19 protein-coding genes are annotated in these 23,769 nt (G+C 71.5%); 9 read left to right on the forward strand and 10 right to left on the reverse strand.

Going from position 1 to position 23,769, the window contains the following annotated elements; all coding sequences use genetic code 11:
- Positions 1 to 233: 233 nt before the first annotated feature.
- The 6 genes from EDD30_RS34030 (at position 234) to EDD30_RS34055 (ending at position 9,594) form a co-directional block, all read left to right on the forward strand.
- On the forward strand, positions 234 to 491 hold the full coding sequence (locus EDD30_RS34030) for a response regulator transcription factor (protein WP_071807109.1): 258 nt from the start codon (positions 234 to 236) through the stop codon (positions 489 to 491).
- Positions 492 to 632: 141 nt separating this feature from the next.
- Complete coding sequence (locus tag EDD30_RS34035) at positions 633 to 3,056, forward strand: putative bifunctional diguanylate cyclase/phosphodiesterase (RefSeq protein WP_084556621.1); 2,424 nt, start codon at positions 633 to 635, stop codon at positions 3,054 to 3,056.
- Between the two features lie 230 nt (positions 3,057 to 3,286).
- Entirely contained in the window at positions 3,287 to 5,863 is a 2,577-nt protein-coding gene (locus EDD30_RS34040) for an AMP-binding protein (protein ID WP_071807108.1), read from the forward strand.
- A 28-nt stretch (positions 5,864 to 5,891) separates the two neighbouring features.
- Positions 5,892 to 6,935 (forward strand): iron ABC transporter substrate-binding protein, encoded by a 1,044-nt coding sequence (locus EDD30_RS34045; RefSeq protein ID WP_123678666.1) that lies wholly within the window; start codon positions 5,892 to 5,894, stop codon positions 6,933 to 6,935.
- Positions 6,936 to 7,027: 92 nt separating this feature from the next.
- Positions 7,028 to 8,536, forward strand: a complete 1,509-nt coding sequence (locus EDD30_RS34050; RefSeq protein ID WP_071806510.1) for an ABC transporter permease — start codon at positions 7,028 to 7,030, stop codon at positions 8,534 to 8,536.
- Positions 8,533 to 9,594 (forward strand): ABC transporter ATP-binding protein, encoded by a 1,062-nt coding sequence (locus EDD30_RS34055; protein ID WP_071806509.1) that lies wholly within the window; start codon positions 8,533 to 8,535, stop codon positions 9,592 to 9,594. Before EDD30_RS34050 ends, EDD30_RS34055 begins: the two co-directional genes overlap by 4 nt.
- Before the next feature lie 17 nt (positions 9,595 to 9,611).
- On the opposite strand, the gene EDD30_RS34060 is transcribed toward EDD30_RS34055, so the two are convergent.
- Both EDD30_RS34060 and EDD30_RS38550 read right to left on the reverse strand, forming a co-directional pair.
- Positions 9,612 to 9,836, reverse strand: a complete 225-nt coding sequence (locus tag EDD30_RS34060) for a hypothetical protein (RefSeq protein WP_143162758.1) — start codon at positions 9,834 to 9,836, stop codon at positions 9,612 to 9,614.
- Entirely contained in the window at positions 9,833 to 10,312 is a 480-nt protein-coding gene (locus tag EDD30_RS38550; protein ID WP_143162757.1) for a hypothetical protein, read from the reverse strand. Before EDD30_RS38550 ends, EDD30_RS34060 begins: the two co-directional genes overlap by 4 nt.
- A gap of 303 nt (positions 10,313 to 10,615) precedes the next feature.
- Here EDD30_RS38550 and tuf point away from each other — a divergent pair, with 303 nt between their 5' ends.
- Positions 10,616 to 11,803, forward strand: a complete 1,188-nt coding sequence (gene tuf / locus EDD30_RS34065) for an elongation factor Tu (protein ID WP_071806507.1) — start codon at positions 10,616 to 10,618, stop codon at positions 11,801 to 11,803.
- 165 nt (positions 11,804 to 11,968) lie between these two features.
- Here the strand turns inward: tuf and EDD30_RS34070 are convergent, their stop codons facing one another.
- Entirely contained in the window at positions 11,969 to 12,592 is a 624-nt protein-coding gene (locus EDD30_RS34070; RefSeq protein WP_071806506.1) for a DUF6518 family protein, read from the reverse strand.
- A gap of 515 nt (positions 12,593 to 13,107) precedes the next feature.
- Here EDD30_RS34070 and EDD30_RS34075 point away from each other — a divergent pair.
- On the forward strand, positions 13,108 to 15,723 hold the full coding sequence (locus tag EDD30_RS34075; RefSeq protein ID WP_071806504.1) for a helix-turn-helix domain-containing protein: 2,616 nt from the start codon (positions 13,108 to 13,110) through the stop codon (positions 15,721 to 15,723).
- Positions 15,724 to 15,881: 158 nt separating this feature from the next.
- Here EDD30_RS34075 and EDD30_RS41670 read toward each other — a convergent pair whose 3' ends face one another.
- The 6 genes from EDD30_RS41670 to EDD30_RS34105 all read right to left on the reverse strand — a co-directional run bounded on the left by EDD30_RS41670 (position 15,882) and on the right by EDD30_RS34105 (position 21,082).
- Positions 15,882 to 16,004 (reverse strand): hypothetical protein, encoded by a 123-nt coding sequence (locus EDD30_RS41670; RefSeq protein WP_280526190.1) that lies wholly within the window; start codon positions 16,002 to 16,004, stop codon positions 15,882 to 15,884.
- A 29-nt stretch (positions 16,005 to 16,033) separates the two neighbouring features.
- On the reverse strand, positions 16,034 to 16,660 hold the full coding sequence (locus tag EDD30_RS34080) for a hypothetical protein (RefSeq protein ID WP_148088180.1): 627 nt from the start codon (positions 16,658 to 16,660) through the stop codon (positions 16,034 to 16,036).
- Between the two features lie 66 nt (positions 16,661 to 16,726).
- On the reverse strand, positions 16,727 to 18,139 hold the full coding sequence (locus tag EDD30_RS34085) for an alpha/beta hydrolase family protein (protein ID WP_071809492.1): 1,413 nt from the start codon (positions 18,137 to 18,139) through the stop codon (positions 16,727 to 16,729).
- A 95-nt stretch (positions 18,140 to 18,234) separates the two neighbouring features.
- Positions 18,235 to 19,764 carry a 3-hydroxyacyl-CoA dehydrogenase NAD-binding domain-containing protein gene (locus EDD30_RS40110; RefSeq protein ID WP_211278048.1) on the reverse strand — a complete coding sequence of 510 codons (1,530 nt, stop codon included), beginning with the start codon at positions 19,762 to 19,764 and terminating at the stop codon, positions 18,235 to 18,237.
- A 160-nt stretch (positions 19,765 to 19,924) separates the two neighbouring features.
- Entirely contained in the window at positions 19,925 to 20,371 is a 447-nt protein-coding gene (locus tag EDD30_RS38555) for a hypothetical protein (RefSeq protein WP_084557724.1), read from the reverse strand.
- A 51-nt stretch (positions 20,372 to 20,422) separates the two neighbouring features.
- Positions 20,423 to 21,082: an aldehyde dehydrogenase family protein gene (locus EDD30_RS34105; RefSeq protein ID WP_071809487.1), complete on the reverse strand. Its 660-nt coding sequence runs from the start codon at positions 21,080 to 21,082 to the stop codon at positions 20,423 to 20,425.
- 295 nt (positions 21,083 to 21,377) lie between these two features.
- Here EDD30_RS34105 and EDD30_RS34110 point away from each other — a divergent pair, with 295 nt between their 5' ends.
- The gene (locus EDD30_RS34110; RefSeq protein ID WP_244945496.1) at positions 21,378 to 22,136 is read left to right on the forward strand and encodes an alpha/beta fold hydrolase; all 759 of its coding nucleotides are present in this window, start codon (positions 21,378 to 21,380) and stop codon (positions 22,134 to 22,136) included.
- 5 nt (positions 22,137 to 22,141) lie between these two features.
- Here EDD30_RS34110 and EDD30_RS34115 read toward each other — a convergent pair whose 3' ends face one another.
- The gene (locus tag EDD30_RS34115) at positions 22,142 to 23,716 is read right to left on the reverse strand and encodes a serine/threonine-protein kinase (protein WP_170047694.1); all 1,575 of its coding nucleotides are present in this window, start codon (positions 23,714 to 23,716) and stop codon (positions 22,142 to 22,144) included.
- Positions 23,717 to 23,769: the final 53 nt, after the last annotated feature.

Genomic DNA, 23,769 nt, shown 5'->3' on the forward strand with positions numbered 1-23,769 from the left:
CGGCCGATACGACCGGCTCGTGAGAGTTAGAGCCAGAAATATGCCCCCAAGGGGCTTTTGCCCCTGGATAGCGGTTGCGTCCATGTTCTTGCCGTTCCGCGTGGCCTGGTACATGACGGTGGCGGCATAATGGACCGGACGCGGGGGCGACGACGTACGGGACCTGCTCGCCGCGCCGGCTCCGCTGATCGCGGACGCGGTCGACCCGCTGCGTACCCTGGTCGCGCTGGCTGGTGCTGATCTCGCCGGCACCGCCGCTGCACGGCCTGACCCGCCGGGAGCTCGAGGTCCTCGGCCTGCTCGTCGAGGGCCGCGGCATCACGGCCATCGCCGTCTGCCTGACCACCAGCGTGCGCACCACCCTTGACCACCTCGAGCAGATCATGGTCAAACTCGGCGTCGGTACGCGGGCCATGGCGGCCGTGCGAGCCCTGCGCCAGGGCCTCTACCTGCCCGCCGGGCTGCTGCCCGCGCCCGGCGACAACCGTTGAGCCGGCGGTCGGCCCGGCCTTTCCGATGCCGGAGCTGTCGGCGCACGGGTGCAGTTCGCTACCTTTCGAGCGCCGGATCGCACCGAACCGCTAACCGTCGGTGCGTATCCATGAGGTGAGCTGACCAAGGGGGCGGACGACATGGTGTCGACGATTGCGGCCGGACCGTCGCCGGCGGCGAGTCCGGCGATCGCCGTGTCGTCGAGGCTGCGGCGGCTGCGGCGGCTGCGCCGGTACGCCTGGCGATACGTCAGCGGCCTCGGCGCCGCTACCGTCGTGGTCGGCCCCTTTCTGCCGTGGGCTGCCACGCAGGCGCTGTACGGCCTCGCAGGGCTGGCTTCCGTCGCCGCGGCCGTCGTGGGCATCCGGCTGCACCGGCCGGCGTCGGCCCGCCCGTGGTGGCTGCTGGTCGGCGCGGTCTCCATGGCCACCCTCGGCAACGTGTACTGGTCGGTGGAATTCCACCTCACCGGGCAGCGGATCCCGTTCGGCTCCCTCGGTGACTGGATCTATCTCAGCGCCTATCCGCTGCTGGTCGCCTCGCTCTGGACGATGGCCGGGCGTGGTGCCCGCCGTACCGGGCTGGTCGACTCCGCCATCGTGACCAGTGGGCTCGCCGTACTGATGTGGACCCTGGTGATCGACGGCTTCCTGGACGGCTACCCGCTGGCCGGCGCCCGGCTGGCGATAGCGATGGCGTTCCCCGTCTTCGATCTTGTGGTGGTGGCGGTCGCTGCGCGGCTGCTGTTCACCGGGAACACACCCCCGATGGCGCACCTGCTGGCAGCCGTCATGGTGGCCGCGCTGATCACGGCCGACATGGTGCACTTCGCCGACACGGCCGGCAGTGTCGTCGGCGAGGTCGCGCACAACCCGGTGTCGACCGCCGGCTGGTTGCTCGGGCTGGTCTTCGCCGGCGCGGCGTCCACGCACCCGTCGATCAGTCGCCCCACCGAGGCGGGCCCGTTACGGCTGCGGCTCGGCCTCGGACTGCAGCCCGGGGTGCAGATCGTGCTTGCCCTGCTGGGGCCGGCGGTCACCGCCGTCTCCCTGCTCGACGAGCTCACCGTCGGTGAGGCGGAGTCGGCCGACGTCCTGGTTCCGCTGGTCACCACCGCCGTGATGTCGATGCTGCTCGTGGTCCGGCAGCAGCAGTTCGCCCGGACCGCGACGGCGCGCGCCGCGGATCTGGCGGCGCAGGCGTCCACCCTCACCAGGGCCCTGGAGGAGCAGCGTGCTCTGCAGGAGCGGCTGAGCCACCAGACCCTGCACGACCCGCTCACCGATCTGGCCAATCGACTGCTGTTGCAGGAACGGCTGGGGCACGCCCTGTCCCGCCGGGCCGGCGGCGCGCACGGCTTGCTGCTGCTCGACCTGGACGGCTTCAAGGACGTCAACGACACGCTCGGCCACCCGGTCGGCGACGAGTTGCTGATCGCGGTCGCGATGCGCCTGGGCGCCCTGGTGCCCGACGGCGACACGTTGGCCCGGCTGGGCGGCGACGAGTTCGCCATCCTCCTGGAGGAGACCGATCCGGAGCGCACGGTCACGGTGGCGACCGCCGTGCTGGAGGCGATCCGCCAGCCGTTCACGGTCGCCGGGGTGGAGCTGTCGCTGACCACCAGCATCGGCCTGCACACAGTGCGGTCGCCGGCCACCGTTGCGGAAGCACTTCGCGATGTCGACCTGGCGCTGTACGCGGCGAAGTCCGCCGGCAAGAACCAGGTGGCGGTCTTCACCGAGTGGTTGCGCAGCGAGCGTCAGGACTACGCCCAGACCGTGGCGGGGCTGCGCCGTGCCCTCAAGGACGACGAGTTCGAGCTGCACTACCAGCCGCTGGTGGATCTGGCGACCGGGGGCGTGCGCGGGGTGGAGGCGCTGCTGCGCTGGAGCCCGCCGGGCCAGGGGCCGGTACCGCCGAGCGCGTTCATCCCGGTCGCCGAGCAGAGCGGGCTGATCGGCGTCATCGGCGACTGGGTGCTGCGCCGGGCCTGCACCGAGGCGCGGGCGTGGTACGAGCGCTACGGCACCACGGTGTCGGTCAACGTGGCCGGCCCGCAGTTGCGTGACCCCGGTTTCCCCGACACCGTGCGGCGGGTGTTGCGCGACACCGGCCTGCCCCCGCAGGCGCTCACCCTCGAGATCACCGAGACCGACCTGGTCGCCACCACGATGGCCGAGGCCGACGAGGTGATCGCCCGGCTGGTCGGTATCCGCGAGTGGGGGGTCCGGGTCGCCATCGACGACTTCGGCACCGGATACTCCTCCCTGTCCTACCTGCGCCAGCTTCCGGTCGACATCCTCAAGATCGACCGCGCGTTCATCCCGCAGGACCGCGGCGACGCGGGTTTCCGGCCCGACGACCTGACCCTCACCCGGGCGATCGTCGACCTCGGCGCCAGCCTGCGGCTGACCACGGTCGCCGAGGGTGTGGAGACCGCCGCCCAGGCGGACATGCTGCGTGAGCTGAACTGCCCGGTGGTGCAGGGTTACCACTTCTACCGCCCGATGCCCGCCCGCGATCTCGCGGGGGTTCTTGCCGGGTCGGTCGCGGTGGCCGCCTGAGGGCCCGAATGTGCGGCCGGAAAGCGCTGATGAATCGCGTTCTTCTACGATTTTTGGTGCCTTTCTGTATTCGAGCGCCTGCTGACGGAAATGCCCCGTCCGCCGTGTCCACCCAGGTCAGAGCCCTGGCCCTCATCGCGAAAGCAGTTCATGTGCGGCGGATCGGTGGTGTCGCGGTCCCTCGATGAGGGGATTAGGCAGTTAGGCAAGGCTTGCTTTATGGTCGGCCCATGTCCGACCGGCTCGACCCCGACGCGCCCGCCCGGCGCCTCCTGCTGGGCCGGGACCTCGCGGCGTTCGGCGAGCGGACCGCTCTGGTCACCGCGGACGAGGAGATCTCCTACGCGGAGCTCGCGGCGCGGGTGGACCAGGCCGGCCGCGCGCTGGGCCCGACCCGCCGGCTGGTGCTGGTCGCGGGGGCGAACACCGTCGACGCGGTGGTCGGGTACCTCGGTGTGCTCGCCGCCGGTCATGTGGTGCTGCTGGTCCCGGACGAGGACAGGGCGATCGAGTCGCTGACCCGGGCATATGACCCGGACGTGGTGTGCCGGACCGCCGACGGGGCGTGGCGCCAGGTCGAGCGGCGGCGGGGCTCGGCCCACGAGCTGCACCCGGACCTGGCGCTGCTGCTCAGCACGTCCGGCTCGACCGGCTCGCCGAAGCTCGTGCGGCTGTCGTACGAGAATCTGCGCGCCAACGCCGAGTCGATCGCCGCGTACCTCGGCGTCCGGGACGGCGACCGGGCGGCGACCACGCTGCCCCTGCACTACTGCTACGGCCTGTCCGTGCTGCACAGCAATCTGATCCGCGGCGCCGGGATCATCCTGACCGGTCTGTCGGTCGCCGACGCGTGCTTCTGGGAGCTGTTCCGCGCGGCGCGGGGCACGAGCATCGCCGGCGTTCCGTACACGTTCACGCTGCTGGATCGGGTCGGATTCGACACCATGGAGCTGCCGCACCTGCGCTATGTGACGCAGGCGGGCGGCCCGATGCCGCCCGACCGGGTGCGGCGCTACGCCGAGCTGGGCCGGCGACGCGGCTTCGACCTCTTCGTCATGTACGGGCAGACCGAGGCGACCGCTCGGATGGCGTACCTGCCTCCGGACCGGGCGCTGACCCATCCGTCCGCGATCGGCGTGCCGGTGCCGGGCGGGGCATTGCGACTGGCCCCGGTCGACGAGGCGCCGGACGGCATCGGGGAGCTGGTCTACTCGGGCCCCAACGTGATGCTCGGGTACGCCGGACGGCCGGCCGACCTGGCCCTGGGCCGTACCGTGGACGAGCTGTTCACCGGGGACCTCGCGCGGCGCGGCGTCGACGGCCTGTTCGAGATCATCGGCCGGCGCAGCCGCTTCGCGAAGCTGTTCGGCATCCGCATCGACCTGCAGCACGTGGAGGCGGGTCTGGAGTCGGACGGCATCCGGGCCTGCTGCGTGGCCGGCGACGACGAGCTGGTGGTGGCGATCGAGCAGGCCGAGCGCCGCGGGGACGCCCGGCGGCTGGTCGCGGCCGGGTGCAAGCTGCCGGCTCGTTCCGTGCGCGTGCTGGTGCTGCCGGAACTGCCGCGCCTGGCGTCGGGGAAGGTCGACCTGCGGGCGGTGGCGGCGCTGGCCGCGGAGCCGGTCCCGGCGGCGCCCGCCGCGGTGGACGGCACGGACCTGCGCCTGCTGTATGCGGAGATCCTCGACCGCGACGACGTCACCGACGACAGCACCTTCGTCGGGCTCGGGGGCGATTCGCTGTCGTACGTCGAGATGTCGGTCCGTCTCGAACAGGTCCTCGGCGTGCTTCCGGTGGGCTGGCACACCACGCCGATCCGGCAGTTGCGCGCCGGAGCCGGCGAGCCGTCGCCGCGCCGGCGCCGCACGCTCGACACGGGTGTCGCGCTGCGGGCCGTCGCCATCGTCCTCATCGTCGGCACGCACGCCGATCTCTTCACCGTGCGGGGCGGCGCGCATCTGCTGCTCGCGCTGGCCGGATTCAACTTCGCCCGCTTCCATCTCACCGATGCCCCGCGGCGGCGGCGCATCCGGCATCTCGGCGCATCCGTGGCCCGCATCGCCGTGCCTGCGTCGCTGTATCTGGCGCTGGTGGCACTGCTCGACCACAAGTACAGCTGGCAGAACGCGTTGCTGCTCAACGAGGCCATCGGCCCGCGCTACGGAGCGCAGCGGCACTACTGGTTCGTCGAGACCCTGGTGTACATGCTGGTGGCGCTGGCGGCGGTGCTCGCGATCCGCAGGGTCGACCGATGGGAGCGGCGGTGGCCGTTCCTGTTACCGGTGGGGCTGCTCACCGTCGGTCTCGCCGTCCGGTACGACCTGATCCCGCTCAGCTTCGAGGACAACTTCACGACGCCCGCGACGCTGTTCTGGTTCTTCGCGCTCGGCTGGGCGGTCGCGAAGGCCGGCGCCCCGTGGCAGCGTCTGTTGGTCACCGTGGCCGGCGTGGTGGCGGTGGCCGGCTACTTCGGCGATCCGCTGCGCGAGGCGGTGATCGGCGTGGGCCTGGTCCTGCTGGCGTGGATGCCGCATCTGCCCAGCCTGCCCGGGCTGAACCGGGTCGCCGGGATGCTGGCGGGCAGCTCGCTCTACATCTACCTGATCCACTGGCAGGTCTATCCGCCCCTGCAGCGGCTGTCTCCGCTGCTGGCCACGCTGGCAGCCGTGGTCGCGGGCGTCGCGCTCGGCGTCGTGGCCGGGCGGGCCACTCAGTGGCTGGGCGGGCTGCGGTTCCGGCAGCGGGCACCCCGTCGCCTCCGGGCGCACCAGGTACGCCCTCGCCGACTGAGACCGACTTTCCGATGAACCACCGATTTTCTTGAAGGAGAACCCCGTGCGGACCTGGAGTGCAAGACCCGCCCTGCTGACGGCGCTGTGTGCCGTCCTGCTGACGGGCACGGCCGCGTGTGGCGGAGAACCCGCGAGCGAACCGGGCGACAAGACCGTCGTGCTCTACAGCGGCCGGAACGAGGCGCTGGTCAAGCCGCTGTTCGAGATGTTCACGAAGAAGACCGGTATCAAGATCGAGGCCCGGTACGGCTCGACCGCCCAAATGGCCGCCCAACTCGCGGAGGAGGGCGAGAAGTCGCCCGCCGAGGCGTTCCTGTCGCAGGACGCCGGCGGCCTCGGCGCGGTCAACAAGAAGGGCCTGCTCGCCGCGGTTCCCGCCGAGCTCACCGCGAAGGTGCCGGCGACCTACCGGGCCAAGGACGGCAACTGGGTGGGCGTCACCGCGCGGTCCCGGGTCCTGGTCTACAACCCCACCATGGCCGAGAAGGAGGAGCTGCCGCCCTCGGTGTTCGACCTCACCGATCCGAAGTGGAAGGGCAAGGTGGCGATCGCACCCACCAACGGCTCCTTCCAGGCCTTCGTGACCGCGGTCCGGGTGCAGCACGGCGAGGACAAGGCCAAGGAGTTCTTCACCGCGCTCAAGGCCAACGACGCGCAGATCCGCGAGAACAACATCGCCATCGTGGAGGAGGTGGAAGCCGGCAAGGTGCCGGTCGGCCTGGTCAACCACTACTACCTCGGCGAAGTCGCCAAGGAGCGCGGCACTACGCCCGACAAGCTCAACGCCAAGCTGCACTTCTTCGCCGCCGGCGACAGCGGCGCCATGGTCAACGTCTCCGGCATCGGCGTGCTGCGCCGCTCCGCCACCGACCCGGACGTCCGGGCGTTGCTCGACTACCTGCTCTCCACCGAGGCGCAAACCTGGTTCGCCCAGACGACGTACGAATACCCGCTCGTCAGTGGCGCCCCTGCGCCCGCGTACGTGCCACCGCTGGCCGAGCTGAAGGTGCCGGACATCGACCTGAACGACCTCGAGACCCTCGAGGCCAGCATCGCGCTGATCAAGTCGGCGGGGTTGACGCCCTGACCATCGTCACTTCCCCGGCACGGCGGGTGCGCGACGAGGCGCCCGCCGTGCCCGCGTGGCGCCGGTCGGCCCGGCGGTGGGCGCCGCGCCCCGTGCTGCTGACCGCCGCGGCACTGGCGGTGCTGATCGCGCTGCTGCCGCTGGGCTACCTGCTCATCCGGGTCGGCGAGGCCGGCGCCGACCGGGTCGCGGCGGAACTGCTCACCGCCCGCGTCGGCGAGCTCGCCGCGCGCAGCCTGGGCCTGGCCGCCGTGGTGACGGCGGCGTGCACGGTGCTCGGCGTCGGCACGGCGTTTCTGGTCACCCGCACCGACCTCCCGGCCTCGCGGATGTTCTCGGTACTGGCCGCCCTGCCCCTGGCCGTGCCGACCTACATCGCCGGCTTCACGTGGATCTCGACGGTGGACGGCTTCGCCGGTTTCTGGGCCTCCGCGCTGGTGCTGGTGCTCTGCTGCTACCCGTACATGTTCCTGCCGGTGGCGGCGACCCTGCACCGGGCCGATCCGGCGCAGGAGGACGTCGCACAATCGCTGGGACACCACCCGTGGCGGACGTTCCGGTCGGTCACGCTGCCCCAGTTGCGCCCGGCGGTGGCCGGAGGCGCCCTGCTCGTGGCGCTGTACGTGCTCTCCGACTTCGGGGCCGTGGCGCTGTTGCGTACCGACACCTTCACCCGGGCCGTCTTCACCGCCCTGGAACTCGGCTTCGACCGCACCGGCGCGCTGGTGCTCTCGACCGTACTGGTGGCCCTCACCACGCTGCTGCTGGCCGGCGAGTCACTCACCCGCCGCCGCAGCGCCCGGTACGCCCCGGTGGGTTCCGGCGCGCGCCGGCCACCCGTACGGATCGGGCTGGGCCCGTGGCGGTGGCCGGTCACGCTGCTGCTCGGCTCGGTGTCGGCGCTGGCGCTGGGCGTACCCGCCCTGAACCTGACGCGGCGCCTCGTCGCCGGGGTGTCCCGGCCCGGCTCACTGGTCGAGATGGCCTGGGCCGCCGGCAACTCGCTGACCGTGTCCGCCGCCGGCGCGGTGCTGACCATGCTGTTGGCCCTGCCGATCGGCCTGCTCGTCGCCCGCGCGCCCGGGCCGCTGGCGGCCACCGTCGACCGGCTGGGCTACCTCACTCACGCGCTTCCGGGCGTGGTGATCGGGCTGTCGCTCGTCTTCTTCGGCATCCACGTCGTCTACCCGCTGTATCAGACCCGCTGGCTGCTCATGCTGGCGTACGCGGCGCTGTTCCTGCCGCTCGCCGTCGCCTCCGTGGGAGCCGCGGCGGCGCAGGCGCCGCCGGTGCTCGACGACGTCGCCCGCAGCCTGGGCCGCTCGCCGTTGCGCGCCTTCACCTCGGTCACGGCGCCGCTGGTCGCGCCCGGCATCGCCGCCGGCACCGCGCTCGTCTTCCTCACCTGCATGAAGGAGTTGCCGGCCACGCTGCTGCTGCGGCCCACCGGCATGGACACGCTGGCCACCGAGCTGTGGACGCACACCACGGTTGCGGCGTACGCGGCCGCCGCTCCGTACGCCGCGTTGCTCGTCCTGCTGTCCGCGATCCCCGCCTGGTTCCTCGCCGCCCGCAGCGGCGCGATCGGAGGAGACCGATGACCGCCCTCACCGTCACGGCCGCGCGCAAGAGCTACGGCGCCGTACCCGCCCTGGCCGACGTCGACCTGTCCGTGCCGGCCGGCGAACTGGCCGCGGTGCTCGGGCCGTCCGGCTGTGGCAAGACCACCCTTCTGCGCTGCATCGCCGGCCTGGAACGCCTGGACGCCGGCGAGATCCGGGTGGCCGGATCCCTGGTCGCCGGGGCGCGGACGCACGTGCCCGCCCACCGCCGCCGGGTCGCTCTGGTGCCCCAGGAAGGTGCGCTGTTCCCGCATCTGACGGCGGCCGGGAACGTCGAGTACGGCCTCGATCGCGCCGGGCGCCGGTCCGGCCGGGCCGACGAGGTGCTCGCGCTGGTCGGACTCGACGGCTACCAGCGCCGGATGCCACACGAACTCTCCGGCGGCCAGCAGCAGCGGGTCGCCCTGGCCCGCGCCCTGGCGCCACGTCCCCAGCTCATCCTGCTCGACGAGCCGTTCAGCGCGCTGGACGCGGGGCTACGCGCCAGCCTGCGGCAGGACGTCCGGGCGGCGCTCCGCGCGGACGGCGCCACCGCGGTGCTCGTCACCCACGACCAGGCCGAGGCGTTGTCGCTGGCCGACCACGTCGTGGTGATGCGCGACGGCAAGGTCGTGCAGGACGGCCCGCCCACCGGCGTGTACGCGGCGCCGGTCGACCCCTGGGTCGCCCGCTTCGTCGGCGACGCCATACTGCTGCCCGGCGTGGTCCGCGACGGGCGTGCCCACACCGCTGCCGGCGAGGCGGCGCTGCACGGCGGCACCGGTGATGCGGCGAACCGTCCGGTGACTGTCCTGCTCCGACCGGAACAGGTACGGCTCACTCCCGTCGAGGCGCCGGCCGCCGGCGAGGCGACCGCCCGGGTGCTGCGGCACAACTTCCACGGGCACGACTCGCTGACCGTGGTACGCCTCGAGGACGGCACCGAACTGCAGTCGCGCCGGCTCAACGACGGAGCGATGGTCGGGCTGGGCTCGGCCGTGCGGGTGAGCATCCACGGGCCGGTCCTGGCCTGGCACGCCGACGAGGTGAGCCTCTGATCGTCTGCACTGCCGGGTCACGCGTGCCAATCGTCGAATTGGTGCAGGAGGAAGCGTGACATCGTCACCCGCTCGATGAACGCATGCCGGGACGGCTCGTCGTCCTGTCCGAGCAGGTCGTAGAGGAAGCCGTCGAATCCGCTGCGGATCATCACCGACGTCGCGAAGCCGTCGCGGACCTCGGCGTCCACCCCGGTCACGTGCTCGGCCGCGAGGCCTCGCAGGTACGCCGGTACGATCACCGCGCTGATCGTGGGCAGCATCGTGGCCGGTATCTGCCCGGCGTGGGTGAGCCCGACCCACAGCTGCCCGAGGTCGAAGCCGAGCGCGTGGGGAGTGCGGAAGGGACAGGTCGATGACCATGAACTCGGCGCTGCCGTCCCCGGGCACGAGCAGGTTCTGCGGGCTGGCGTCCCCGTGCGGCAGGGCCTGCGGGTAGTTCCGCGGCGAACGTCTCGGCGATCTGCGGCGGCATCATGCTCAGCGCGGGCCAGTGCTTGAGATGGTGGAGCTGCTTGACGAACATCGACCAGCCGTCGCCGTGGATCCGCCACAGCCCGCCGGTGGCCGGTGACCCGGACGAGTAGGGCACGGGTGCGACCCGCACGTCGGCCGCGCCGACCGGCGTGCCGACGATGTCGCTCAGTGCCGCCGGGACGTCGCCGGGTGCGACGCCGAGCAGGCTCGGCAGGACGTCCAGGTTCGATGAAGTGCGCACCGCTGACACCCCCAGGTGGGCGAAGCCGTCAGGCCACTTTACGGCCGACCGGCGGGTACGCACCCAGAAAATACGGTCGCGCCGGGCGGCGGTGCCCCTTACGGTGGTCGTCATGTTCGCGCCCGGTCTGCAGCCGCCCGCGGGATTCCTCCCGCCGGTGGCTCCCGCGTGCGTTCTTCCCGGCGCCGATACCCGAGTCTGACCCTTCCCCATCAGCATCAGAACCCAGGGGGAGGGTGGCTCGGCCCTGCGCGGGTTCTGGCTTGTCTCTATCCGTTTCTCGCATCCAGTGAGGACATTCCCATGGCCAAGAGCCAGTTCGTCCGTACGAAGCCCCACCTGAACATCGGCACGATGGGGCACGTCGACCACGGCAAGACCACCCTGACCGCCGCCATCACCAAGGTTCTCGCGGACCGCGACCCGGCAACCAACCGGTACGTCGCGTTCGACGGGATCGACAAGGCCCCGGAGGAGCACGACCGCGGCATCACCATCAACATCGCCCACGTCGAGTATGAGACCGCCACTCGCCATTACGCCCACGTCGACATGCCCGGGCACGCCGACTACGTCAAGAACATGATCACGGGTGCGGCACAGGTGGACGGCGCAATCCTCGTCGTCTCCGCGCAGGACGGCGCCATGCCGCAGACCCGCGAGCACGTGCTGCTGGCCCAGCGGGTCGGCGTGCCGTACCTCGTCGTGGCGCTCAACAAGAGCGACGCGGTCGAGGACGAGGAACTGCTCGACCTCGTCGAGCTCGAGGTTCGCGAGCTGCTGGGGGAGTACGGCTTCCCGGGCGACGAGGTGCCGGTCGTGCGCGTGAGCGCCCTGAAGGCCCTCGAGAACGACCCGCGATGGGTACGGTCCGTCGTGGACCTACTTGACGCGGTCGACGCGTACGTGCCGATCCCGCCGCGCGAGCTGGGCGAGCCGTTCCTGATGCCGATCGAGAACGTACTCACCATCAGCGGCCGCGGCACGGTCGTGACCGGCAAGGTGGAGCGCGGCACGCTGCGCGTCGGTGAGCCGGTCGAGGTCGTCGGCCTCGGCCCCACCATCACCACGGTGGCGACGGGGCTCGAGATGTTCGGCAAGTCCCTGCCGTCCGCGGAGGCGGGCGACAACGCGGCCGTCCTGCTCCGCGGCATCAAGCGCGACCAGGTGCAACGTGGCCAGGTCGTGGCGTTGCCGGGCAGCGTCACCCCGCACCGCAGCTTCCGAGCCCGGATGTACGCGCTGACGAAGGAGGAGGGCGGTCGGCACACGCCGTTCGTGGCGAACTACCGCCCGCAGTTCTTCTTCCGCACCACGGACGTGTCCGGCGCGATCGACCTCGGTGACCTGCCGATGGTCCTGCCGGGCGAGACGGTGGAACTGACCGTGCACCTCGGCAAGGAGGTGCCGATGGACGCCGGTCTCGGGTTCGCGGTCCGCGAGGGCGGCCGTACGGTCGCGGCGGGGACGGTGACCGAGCTGCTCGACTAGCACCAACCCCAGGGAGGACCGGCCGGCACGGGCGGTCCTCCCCGGGGCGGCGTGCATCCGACCGGTCTCCTGCCAGGGGCTGGTGCCACCTCGGCGCTGATGTCACCGTCGTCCGGGACCTCGTGTCGCGGAACATCATTCAGCTCCGCCGCCGGCCGGGGGCCGTCAGCGTCCGCCGAAGGCCGTGGCGATCATCAGCAGGTAGCCGGCCGCCGACAGCGGGACCGCGTACGCCAACGCCCCGGCGCGATCTCGCCAGGTTTTCCCGACCACCACGGTCACCAGGACGGCGAGTACGGCGAGGATGACCGCGTACTCGACGAGTTCCGCCGTCCGGTAGTTCGGATTGCCGAGTCGGCTCAGGTCGATGATCAGCTCGGCCAGCAGGACGGCGGCCGGCAGCGCGAGAGCCGGGAGCCGCCATCGGCCGGGCCTGCGTGCCGTCACCCCTGCGGCGCCGAAGACGATTCCGGCGACCCCCCCGAGCCCCATCCACACGAACGAGACCGTGTTCCAGGCATTCGACCAAGCGTCGTCCTGGATCAGCGCCGCCGCCACGTAGTAGCCGGGGACGGCCACCACCAGCATCACGACCGCACCGATGATGCTGCGCGGCATGGTCCACCGGTGGAGGTACGTGAACAGGAAAGCGGCCACCGCCCAGACAGCGATCGAATTGCCGAGCCCGCCTACCGGGGACGGCATGTACTTGATCCAGACGAAGTCAAGGAATCCCCAGAGGCAGCCCGCGATGGGTGCCGCCACGGCGACCCCGCGGTCGATCTTCATGGCTTGCGATCGTACGGACGCCGTACTTCCCGGGTATGGGACCGCAGACAGACTCTGGAGCGGTTGCACTCGGCCGAAAGGCACAGAGGCTCGTTTCGGTGCTCGATCAGCGTCGCACTATCACGTGACAGCGCGGCGCACAATGCATCTCACCCGCCATGGAAGATCAGCCAGCTTGAGTAGCATCCGATTACCGGCCACGCCGCACCCATGCCTCGAAGAGCGCGACCAATCCGCCCAGTGCAACGGCAAGGCTGCCGGCCGGGAGGTGGCTCGAGTAGACGAGTGCGACGCCAACTGCCAGGAAGGAGAGCAATGCCAGGAGATCCTGGTATCGGTCACCGCGGCAGGGCCGCTGGGCGTCACGTGGGCGTCGAACATTCTTTCGGCGACGAGTAGGCATGAGTCCATGTGCTCCTTCGGTGCGATCCCGTGAGCACCAGGAAAGCCTGAACTGAGTTCGGTGTGGTTCAGGACGAACAACGCCGACCAACTGCGATCAAGAAGGGCGCGAAGTGACCCGGCCTGCCCACGGACGACCGTCGATCGACCCCAAGCTGGAGCTCAAACGCCTTCTGCGCGAGGCGACCGAGCTGAGAGGATGGTCAAAGGCGGATCTGGCCAAGAGGTCCGGGCTGAACCGCAACGTCGTGGGGGCCGCCCTCGACGACGACAAGGGCGTCCCGAGCACCGCGACCCTGGGCAGCCTCTGCCGTGTCCTGTCGCCGGACCCGAGCGACCTGCTTGTGGCGCTGGTGAGGCTGCGGGAACAGGCCAGCGCCAAACCACGTCCTGCCGCGGGTCATCTCGACACCGATCTTCCGGTGCCGGCGTGGCCGGTAACCGCCTGGAGCCCCTACATGCTCGGCGTTCACCAGGCGGTGTCGGCCGGCGTCGAGGGAAGCAGTGAACTCACCGCGTTCGTACCTCGGCAACATGATCACCGGATGAGCAAGGTGCTGCGCAACGCCGTGCAGCAGCAACGGCATGCATTGGTGATCCTGGTCGGGGGGTCGTCGACCGGCAAGACCCGCAGCGCGATGGAGGCGGTGCGCACCGGCCTTCCCGACCGGCCCCTGGCCGCGCCGGTGGACACCGCGAGCCTCCTCGCGACGCTGCGAAAGTGGCCGGTCGAGCAGCCGGTCGTGCTGTGGCTCAACGAGATGCAGCGGTTTCTGCAGGGTACGGCCGGCGCCGAGGCTGCGCTGGAGCTGCGGCGGCGGCTGACCATGCCAGGCTGCACGGTGGTGCTCGGGACGCTGTGGCCCAGCTACTACGACCGGCTCCTCGCGATCACCGAGGAGGCATCCGAAGCCGATGTGAACGCCCGCGAACTCCTCAACAGTGCCGAGATCGTCCTCGTACCGGAAACCTTCCAGGATCCGGTCGAGTGGAAAGCGCTGAGAGAAGCCGCCCGGCACGACACGCGGCTGGCCATGGCGGTGCAGGCGACAGACGGCCGGGTGATCCAGGCGCTCTCCGGTGGCCCCGCTCTGGTCGACCGGTACGAGCGCGTTCTGGACCCCCATTGCCGGGCGATCGTCAGCGCCGCGATGGATGCCCACTGGCTCGACGTCACCGGGCAGCTTCCTGCCCCGTACCTGGAAGTCGCTGCCGCCGCCTACCTCACGGCACGCCAGCGCGTAGCCGAGAAGACCTGGTTCGTCGAGAGCATCCATCAGGCGACCGCCGAGGTGAACGGGGTCGCCGCGCTGACTCCGACCCGCGCTGCTCCCGGCATCGGACCTGCCGACGGGTACATACTCGCCGACTACCTCGCCCAGCATGGACGTGCCGTACGCGCCGGCGGCCCCGTGCCGGCCGAGGTTTCGCAGGCGTTGATCGACCATGTCGTGGCCCCGGCAGACCGCTGGGACCTGGCCCGCAAAGCCGAGAGACAAGGCTCCTTCCGGTTCGCCGAGCAACTGCTGCTCGCCGAGGCGCAAACCACCAGCGACGGCGGAGTCCTGTACGACCTCGGCAAACTGCAGGAGAGAAGAGGTGACCTCGTCGGCGCCGAGAAGTGGCTTCGTGCGGCCCATGAAGCCGGCACCCTGCTCGCAAGGACGGACCTGATCGGGCTCCTGGAACGTTCGGGCCGGCTGGAGGACGGGCTCGATCTGCTGCGCTCGGATGCCGCGGACGGTGACCGCTCGGCCACGTTGGAGCTTGGCGGTGTGCTGCGGCACCAGGGACGCATCGACGAGGCCGAGCGGTTGCTCCGCGCGTTGGTCGACCACGGCAACCTGGCGCTGGCTCACCCGCCGAGCATCGACCTGGTCTGGACCGGCGCGATGTACGAGCTGGCCTTGCTGCTGGAGCGGACCGGTCGTGCCGATGAGGCGGACAGCATGCTTCGGACGGCGGCACGCGAAGGCAGCAGCGATGCCGTCCGATTGCTGGACGAACGCCATCCCGAGTCGGCCGCACAACGGTTGAAGGACAACCTGCTGGCTGCCGCTGAAGCCGGTGACCGGAATGCCATGCGTAGCCTCCAGTGGGGGCTGGCGGAAGCCGGCGACAAAGAGGGAGCCGCCTACTGGTTGCGGCGCGGCGCGGCGGCGGGAGACCTGGAGGCCATGGTCTGGCTGGCTCAGGACCTACGCCGGGAACGCCGCTTTCCCGAGGCCAGGGAGTGGCTCCGGCGAAGCGTCGAGAGTTGGGGTCACCCGTACCCCCGATGCATGGTCTCACTCCTGGAATCACCGCCGCGGCCACCCGACTGGCGCATCGAGTCCCACTGTTCCTCGACCGCCACTCATGCGCTCGAGGAACTGGGCGAGATCATGGAGGAGGAAGGAGACCTCGACGAAGCCGAGCGGCTCTGGGATGCGATGGACAAGTTCGGTTCCCGGGGCGTGCTGAAGCGCCGTTGCCTCCTGCTGGCCCGACGCGGTGAACAGGGGAAAGCCGAGCAGCTCCTCCGGGACCGCATCGAGGACGGCGGCACCGGTGACTTCCACAGGTTGGCCGACTTCCTCATCGCACGAGGTCGTCCGGCCGAGGCCGAAGCGCCCCTGAGAGAAGCAGCGCACAAAGGCAACGGGCATGCCCTCACACGTCTGATCGACCTGCTGTACTCGCTCGGGCGAGGAGATGAGGGCGATGAATTGAAGAGGCATGGCCTCTGACGGGGCGGTGGAGCGGTAGCCGGCAATGTCGGATGAGGCACTGGGAGATCGCCACAGAGCCGCAACGGCTCCGACTGGGTGCGCGCCAGATGTGAGACCTCCACGGTGCCGGGCGCTCGCACGGGGTATCGGGGAGGCTCGATGATGGAGGGATGCCGTCATCCGCGCGTACGCCTCGCCACGCTGTCGTCATCGGTGGCAGCCTTGCCGGACTTTGTGCCGCCCGTGTCCTTGCCGACCACGCCGGCCGGCGCGGCGGTCAGCGCGGTCCGGTCCGCCACGGGGGGTAGCGGCTCGGTCGACGGTCCGGTCAGCCGCCAGCCGGTGCTGTCGCGCCGGCCGAGGCCGTGACGGTCACCGGGCCGCCGGAGAGTGCCACCGAGCTCGGTTTCAGGCAGGTGATGCCGGCGGCGTACCGGCCGGGCGCCTTCACCGGCGCGGCGGCGACGCCGCCGCGGGACAGCGCCACCACGGGCCGGGTGCCGGGTGTGCCGGCCGGCGTGAGCACCCGCAGCGTCGACGCGTTCACCCAGGTGACGCTCCCGGGCGGCCGTTGACGGCCACCGTGATCCCGGCCGCCCGGGAGGCGGCCTGGTCGGCGCCGAAGCCGCTGCCGGTCAGCGTCAGGGTGTTTCGCCGCCGCGATTGCGCAGCTCCGCCGCGGACGCCACCGTGGACGGCGGCAGGCAGCCGGAGCGGACCTGCCGTTGACGACGACGTTGCCGGTGACCGTCAGGTCCGACAGCGGCCCGTCGTCCACGTCGATGCCGGTGTAGGCGCTGCCCGTGCCGGTGCTCGAGTTGCCGGTGACGGCGACCCGAGAGGCGTACACCAAGATCCCGGCGAACACGTCGGCGGTGTCCAGCGAGCGCGGCCGCACCACGTACGGGTCGTTGTGGAGGAACCCGTTGGTGATCTTGTTGGAGAGCACCCGCACCCCGGGCACCGTCCGGCGGCACGGCGACTTGAGGATTACCACCGGACCGTTCGCGCCGGACACCCGTCATGGACCGGTGGGGCGGTAGACGTGCAGGTCGCCGTGGGGTGCCAGGGCCGCGGGGAGGTCGATGCCCTGGCCGCGCAGGGTGGCGTCGAGGAATGCGGCGCAGGTTTGCGTCGTCATCCGCACGCTCCCGGTCCGGCCGAGGGAGCCGGCCACCGCAGGCACGGGCGGCAGATACAGCGGGGCATCCGTGAAGGTCAGGTGCGCGCTACCGGGCACGGTCAGCCGGTAGTTGGTCGCCGTGGCGGGCTCGAGTGCCGCCGTGAGGCGGGCCACGTACCGGGTGTCCTCCGGACGGTCGATCGCGTGGGTGAGCGCGAGCACCGGTTGGCGCACCGGGCCCTGGTCCGGGCCGATCCCGCCGTCCAGGTTGATGACGGCGGTGAAGCGGTCGTCCCGTGCGGCGGCCCGGAGAGCGGCGGCTCCGCCGATGGAGTGACCGGTCGCCGCGGCCCGGGCGGTGTCGAGCCGTCCGGCGAGCGGGTGGCCGAGTTCGCCGCGGTCGAGGCGGCCGAGCTGGGTCAGCACGAAGCCGAGGTCTGCCGCCCGCACGGCCGTCCACCCGGCGGCGCGCTTGTCGTCCTCCTCCGGGTCGCCGCTGGCGGCGACGGCGGTTTCGACGGTACGGCCGTCGGCGAACACCACCGCAGCGGAGTCGTAGGGATGGTCGACGCCCGCGACGACGTACCCTCGGCTCGCCAGGTCCTCGGCCCATGCGGTGTTCTGGCTACGGACACCGCCGAGCCCGGGGGAGAACAGGACGACCGGGAACCGGCCGTCTGCCGGAGTGGCACCGGGCACCGCATGGGTGTGGGCGCGGGGCGGCCCGGACAGCAGGAGCGCGGGCACGCCGAGGTAGTCGGCCGCGCCTGCGGCGACGGCTTCCGCCTCCGCGCGGGTCCGGCCGAGATAGCGTGCTCGCGGCACGTCGTGGGCCGCAGGCTGCGCCGGGTACCAGAGCTGCACCACCACGGTCCGGCGGTCCCCGGCGTCCGGCGTGCCCGGCTCGTCGCGTCCGGCGTCGGTCCACTGCACCACGGCGGTCCCGACCCCGGACGGCCCGGACGGCTTCGGGAAGCTGGGCACCGGCAGCGCCCAGGCCGCCACCGAGCCGGCGGCGACCAGACCGAGACACACCAACGTGCCCGGAACAGCCAGCCACCACCGTACGCGTCGCCGCAGCAACCGTGCGATGCCGGCGCCGGCGAGGAGGAGCGCGTCGCCGGCGAGTACCAGCATCAACTGCCATCGCATTCCCGCAAGGGCCGTGGCGGCGCCGGCCACCACGAGAGCTGCGGCGATGACCGCGGTCCGGCGGCGGGCGGCGGGCGGCAGCCAGCGGGCCAGGACGAGGGCTGACGACCCGAGGATGACGAGGAGTTCCCGTACGGTCAACCGGAGGCCGGGGATCATGTCCGTCACCCGGAGATCGTCCGGCACGCGCACTGAGAAGACGCTGAGATCGCCGGGTCACGCACGCGGTGGCCGCGACGTGACCCGGCGCGGGGCTAGCGGGCCGGCACGCTCCAGTGCAGCGTCAACTCCTGGCAACGGTTGCCGCCGTCGGCGGGCGGCGCCCACGCACCGATGGTGTAGGAACTTTCGCCATCGGACGATTCGACGTAGCAGATCATGTTCAGTGGCCACTGCGTCTGCTGGATCATGTAGGCGTCCATTGCGGTCGGATGCTGGCTGATCCGCAGGGACCGCTCGGCCGGAGGACCGATCCGGTGCCAGTCCGGGTGCAGATGGATGGAGCCGAGCACCTCCAGCCCGTCCGCCTCGGCTTCCCGGTGGACCCGCAACTGATCCACGGCGTGACACCAGAAGCCGCGGCGCTCGTTGCCGTAGGCCTCGCCGAAGCACGGCACGATGGTCGACTCGTACTCGCCGATCGCCGCCCGGTCGGTGCCGCGGACGTTGCGGGCCAGCACCGCGCGTTCCACCACCATGCGGTCCGGCTCCAACCGGCCGACCAGCAACGCGAAGCAGCCCGGAGGCTCCGCGGGCGTGCAGGACCGGTACGCCTCCAGCGCCGCGTCGAGGAACGGGCGCAGCACCGCCGGGTCCGCCACGACCATCCGGGACCCTGCGGCGGCCGGCGTCGAGGCACGGTCCTGCGCCGCCTGGGCGATCAGCAGCCGGGCCAGCGCATCCTCCGCGGCCGTGACTCGTTCCCCGGTCCACGGGTAGAAGCCGGCGCCGGTCTTCACGCCCAGCCGGCCTTGCTGGAGCCGCTCCTCGATGGGGGCCGGCACCGGCCGTCCCAGGGCGCGCAGCGTGGCGGCGACGGTGTCCAGCCCGGCGAAGTCCAGCCGGTCGAACACCCCGGTGGCGCCGAAGCGCCGGCCGATGCCCTGGGTGAGGACCCGGTCGACGGTCTCCGGCGTGGCCAGCCCCTCGTCGACGATGCGCAGCGCCTCGCCGATGAGCGCGGTCTGCAACCGGGGGCCGACGGCGCCCGCCGCGTGCCGGTCGAACGTCACCGGCCGCTTGCCCGCGCCACCGAGCAGGCGGGTGGCCACCTCGACGGCGGCCTCGTCGGTCTGCTCGCCGCTCACCACGTCGACCAGGGGAACCAGCGGGGCCGGCAGGTAGAACCGGGTGCCGAGCACTCGCTCGGCGTGCTTGCAGTCCTGCGCGAGCACGTCCACCGGTATCGCGGTGGAGGCACTCGCCACGATCACGTCCGGGGCGACGATGTCGTCGATGGCGGCATGCACCTGCTGCTTGACGGCCACGTCCTCGGCGACCGCCTCCACGACGTAGTCGGCGGCGGCCAGCTCCGTCAGCTCCGTGGTGGTGCGGATCCGGCCCAACACTGTGGACATCCGGCCGGCGTCCGGTGATCCGCCCCGGACCAACTGGCGGGCGAGCCCGCCCAACCGATCCTCGGTGGCGGCACAGCCCTGCGGGCTGCGCTGCACCACCACGACGTCGTGTCCGGCGAGAGCGTAGGTCAGGGCGATGCCGCTGCCCATGATCCCTCCGCCGACCACTCCTACGGTCCGTACCGGATAGCGGTACGCGAGCTGCATGACGTCCCTCTCTGGTCCGCGTGCCCACCCCTGCCGTCGGCGCGCTTGTGGCGCCGCCGCCGGCACAGGCGAGGATGTTCGATCAACATCGCCACCACGGTAGAGAACCGACGCATCTAGACCGTCGGCTAAGAAGGACGACAGAGGCCCGCCGGCGGGATCAACCGCCCGCCACGACTTTGATGACCGCGTCACCGGTCACGTTCGCGCCACCCCCTCGACGGGTGTGGCTCACGGTGTAGTTGCCGGGCGCGGCATCTCGCGGAATCAGAATCTTGCTGACCGGAGGGGCGCCCGGCGAGCCGGACACCTTGACCGGCTGGGCGGGGATCCTCACGCCCATCGATGCGCCGCTCGCGGTGTCGGCGCCGACCGGGCCCACCATCAGCGCCGTCAGTTCCATCGTCTCCGTGCCGGGCTGCCCTTCCTTCTCTTCGGGCACCCAGTGCAGAGTCAGTGTTTCTCCGGGCTTGTATTCCTTGTCAAGATCCTCCTGCTTGCAGCACGTATAGACGACGACCTTGTCAGAAGAGGAATCGTCGCCACATGCCGCCACCGTGAGCGGACTCAAGAGCCACAAGCCGACCGCCAGATAACCGAGCCTCATCCTTCAAGTCTGGAGTGCGGAGTGCCGGCATAACGGCAGATTCGGCCTTAATCACGCGGACCGGCCCGCCGGTCGAGCGCGGACATTGCGTTTGACGCGGGTGTACTCCAGCAACCCCTGCAACGCGAGGTCGCTGCCGTACCCGGAGTCGCCGGTGCCGCCGTGCGGCATCTCGGAGACCGTCGTGCCGTGCGTGTTCACCCACACGATGCCGGCGTCGAGGTCGCGCATCGCCCGCATGGCCCGGCCGTGGTCGCGGGTCCACACGCTGGCGGCGAGGCCGTACGGCGTGCCGTTGGCCAGCCGCAGGGCCTCCACCTCGGTGCCGAAGCGCTGCACGGTGACGACCGGCCCGAACGTCTCGCGCCGCACGATGTCGTCCTGTTGCCGCACGCCGGCGACGACCGTCGGCTGGTGGTGGAACCCGGGTCCGTCCGGTGTGCCGCCGCCGCACACCACCGAGGCGTGTGCGGGCAGGGCGGCCAGCGCCGCCCGTACCCCGGCAAGCGGGTGGGCGTTGTTGAGCGGGCCGTAGTGGACGTCCTGGCGCAGCGCCGCGGCCGCCGAGGCGAATGCCGCGACGAACGCGTCGTGGACCCGGTCGTGCACCAGCAGCCGGGACGGCGCGGTGCAGTCCTGGCCCGCGTTGTAGTACGCGATGGGGGCCAGCGTCTCGGCGACCCGGTCGACGTCGGTGTCGTCCCACACCACGACCGGGGCGTTGCCGCCCAGCTCGAGGTGGACCCAGCGAGGCCTCCGGCCGGGTCATCGACCGCTGCGTCCAGATCTTCGGCGGCCGTGGGTACGACCGCTCGCTGGTCAAGCGCGGCATGGACTGCCTGCGGCTGCCGCAGGCCTGAACCGGGGCCGAGAGCCCGAGCGCGGCGGGGATTTCTGGCGGAACCACCGGCTCGCCTCACCGGCGAGGTCTGAGAGTCCGCAGGGTGGGTATCAGCGGACAGTGCTGCCTCTCGCCCTGTCCGCTCCGCGATCACGCCGTGGATGGGTGAGCCGCTGGTCGACCGTGGCCGGCGTACGGACACACGCGCGGTTGCGGACCGCTCCCGTGCCGGCCCTGCCCGTGGTGATGCTGCACGGCCTCGCGGTGTCCCACCGGTACCTCATGCCGACGGCGGACGCGCTCGCCGACCGCCACCCGGTGCTGCTCCCGGACCTGCCCGGCTTCGGGCTCAGCGCGAAGCCGCCGGTCGCGTACGACGTGCCGCGCCACGCCGCCTTCGTCGCCGCCTGGCTGGACGCGCACCGGCTCACCCGGGTGGCCGTCCTCGGGCACTCGTTCGGCGCGGAGGTTGCGGCCGCCGTCGCGTGCCTGCGGCCGGATGCGGTGGCCGCGCTCGTGCTGGCGAGCCCGACGACCGATCCCGCCGCGCGCAGCCGGCGCGCCCTCATCGGCCGGTGGTTCGCCGATCTGCCCGTCGAGGACCCGCGGCAGGCCGCCATTCTGGCCCGCGACGTGTGGGACGCGCGGCCGTGGCGGATCTGGGCGACCATCGGGCACTCGGTCCGCAACCGCGTCGAGGAGGATCTGCGCCGGGTGCAGGCGCCGACGCTGGTGCTCGGCGGCGACCGGGATCCGGTTGCCCCGCTGCAGTGGCGTACCCGGGTCGCCACACTCACCGGCGGCGCCTCGGTGACCCTGCCGGGGGCCGCGCACAACGCGCTCACCACCGCCGGCGCCGCGGCCGCGGACGCGATCGCCGCTCATCTCGCCATTCTCACGTGTGCCTCCGGCACAACCGGGTAGACGGGTTACCCCGTTCCGCTCCTGCCTTTCCCTTTTCCTTTTCCTCCCTTGTGCGTCCGGTCGTTCTCGTCCTCGTCGTATTTCTGCCCGTCGTCCTTGCCGCCCTGGTCGTCTTTTCCTTCCTTCTCGCGGGCGACTGTCCGGGTCGGACGCACGGATTGGTCGGCCGCCGACAGGACTGTCTCGCACGGGGTGCCGTTGAGCCGGAATTCTGCGGGTAGGGCGGTGGCCTTCCGGTAGGTACCGTCGAGGCGGGTGGAGGCGGACGCCCGGGCCGGCAGGTCGCCGCCCTGTGCCTGCACCGTGCGACCCACCTGCCGCCAGTCGGCGTTCCAACCGTGGATCAGGTCCTGCTCGGCGGGGAAGGTGAAGGTCAGCCGCCAGTCCCGGATCGGCGCGGTGCCGGTATTGGCGACCGTGACGGCAGCCGAGAATCGACCGTCGACCGCCTGCCGCACGGCGTAGCGCACTTCGCAGCGGGGACTCGGCTGTGGGGGAGCGGCTGCCGCCGCTGGGGGAGCCGCCAGCGGAGAGACCTGTGCGGTGCCTGTCCCGTCGCCGAGCCAGGCGACGCCGGCCGCGGCGGAGACGACCACCGCCGCCGCGGTCGACAATCCCAGCACCGTACGCCGGCGGTGAGGCCGAGATGCCAGAGTCTTCGTCGGGCGGCCGACGGTGGCCGTACGGTCCAGGGCCGCGCGGAAGGCCGCCGCGGAACCGGGCCAGGCCGGCGTCGCAGCGACAGTGCCCGCCGCACGGGCGAGGATGCGGGCCGCCTCGGCCGCGTCAGGCCGGTCGCCGGGGCGTTTGTGCAGGCAGCGCCGGCAGAGTTGCACCACCTCGGGCGGGAGCTGCGCGATCGGCGGCAGCGGTGCCGGTTCGTCGTAGCGGTGCGCCGCGAGCATTTCCCCGGTGGTGGCCGCGGGCCAGGGAAGATGCCCGGTCAGTGCCCGGTACAGCAGCAGGCCGAGGGCGTACACATCCGCGGCGGGGCTGACCGGGGTGCCGTCGATCCGTTCCGGCGCGAGGTATGCCGGCGTGCCCAGCACCTGGCCGTCGGAGCCGTCCGAATCCCCGGCCGAGGCCGAGATGCCGAAGTCGACGAGCTTGACGTCGGCGTCGATGACCAGCACGTTGCCGGGCTTGACGTCGCGGTGCACGACACCGCGCGCATGCGCCGCGGTCAGCGCCGCGGCGACCTGGGCGCAGATCGCCACGGCCCGGGGCCACGGCAGGCCACCGTCGGTGATCAGTTGCGCCAGCGAGGGGCCGTCGACCAGCTCCATCACCACGTACGGCCGGGCCGGCCCGGCCGCCTCGTCCTGCCCGTAGTCGTAGACGTCGACGATGTTGGGGTGATGCAGCGCCGCCACGGCACGGGCTTCCCGGTGCACCTGATGCACGAACTGAGGGTCGGCCGCCGTGTTCGGTGCCAGCATCTTGACCGCCACGTCGCGGCCCAGGACTTCGTCGTGAGCGCACCACACCACCGACATGCCCCCGGCACCCACCTGCCGGCGCAGTCGATAGCGCCCCGCCAGCAGTCGCCCCGCCCTCATGGTGAGTGTCGATGCCCGCATGCCGACCTCTCCAAACGACCGACCAGGGCAAACACCGACCGTCATGGGGCCGT

Origin of the sequence: Couchioplanes caeruleus (assembly GCF_003751945.1) — a bacterium.
Classification (GTDB): domain Bacteria; phylum Actinomycetota; class Actinomycetes; order Mycobacteriales; family Micromonosporaceae; genus Actinoplanes; species Actinoplanes caeruleus.

Excerpts from the sequence above, each read along its gene's own strand:
- EDD30_RS34040 (WP_071807108.1), top strand. The coding sequence starts at position 3,287 with ATGTCCGACCGGCTCGACCCCGACGCGCCCGCCCGGCGCCTCCTGCTG.
- EDD30_RS34055 (WP_071806509.1), top strand. The coding sequence starts at position 8,533 with ATGACCGCCCTCACCGTCACGGCCGCGCGCAAGAGCTACGGCGCCGTA.
- EDD30_RS40110 (WP_211278048.1), bottom strand. The coding sequence starts at position 19,764 with ATGCAGCTCGCGTACCGCTATCCGGTACGGACCGTAGGAGTGGTCGGC.
- EDD30_RS34070 (WP_071806506.1), bottom strand. The coding sequence starts at position 12,592 with ATGAAGATCGACCGCGGGGTCGCCGTGGCGGCACCCATCGCGGGCTGC.
- tuf (WP_071806507.1), top strand. The coding sequence starts at position 10,616 with ATGGCCAAGAGCCAGTTCGTCCGTACGAAGCCCCACCTGAACATCGGC.
- EDD30_RS38555 (WP_084557724.1), bottom strand. The coding sequence starts at position 20,371 with ATGAGGCTCGGTTATCTGGCGGTCGGCTTGTGGCTCTTGAGTCCGCTC.
- EDD30_RS34035 (WP_084556621.1), top strand. The coding sequence starts at position 633 with ATGGTGTCGACGATTGCGGCCGGACCGTCGCCGGCGGCGAGTCCGGCG.
- EDD30_RS34085 (WP_071809492.1), bottom strand. The coding sequence starts at position 18,139 with ATGATCCCCGGCCTCCGGTTGACCGTACGGGAACTCCTCGTCATCCTC.
- EDD30_RS34115 (WP_170047694.1), bottom strand. The coding sequence starts at position 23,716 with ATGCGGGCATCGACACTCACCATGAGGGCGGGGCGACTGCTGGCGGGG.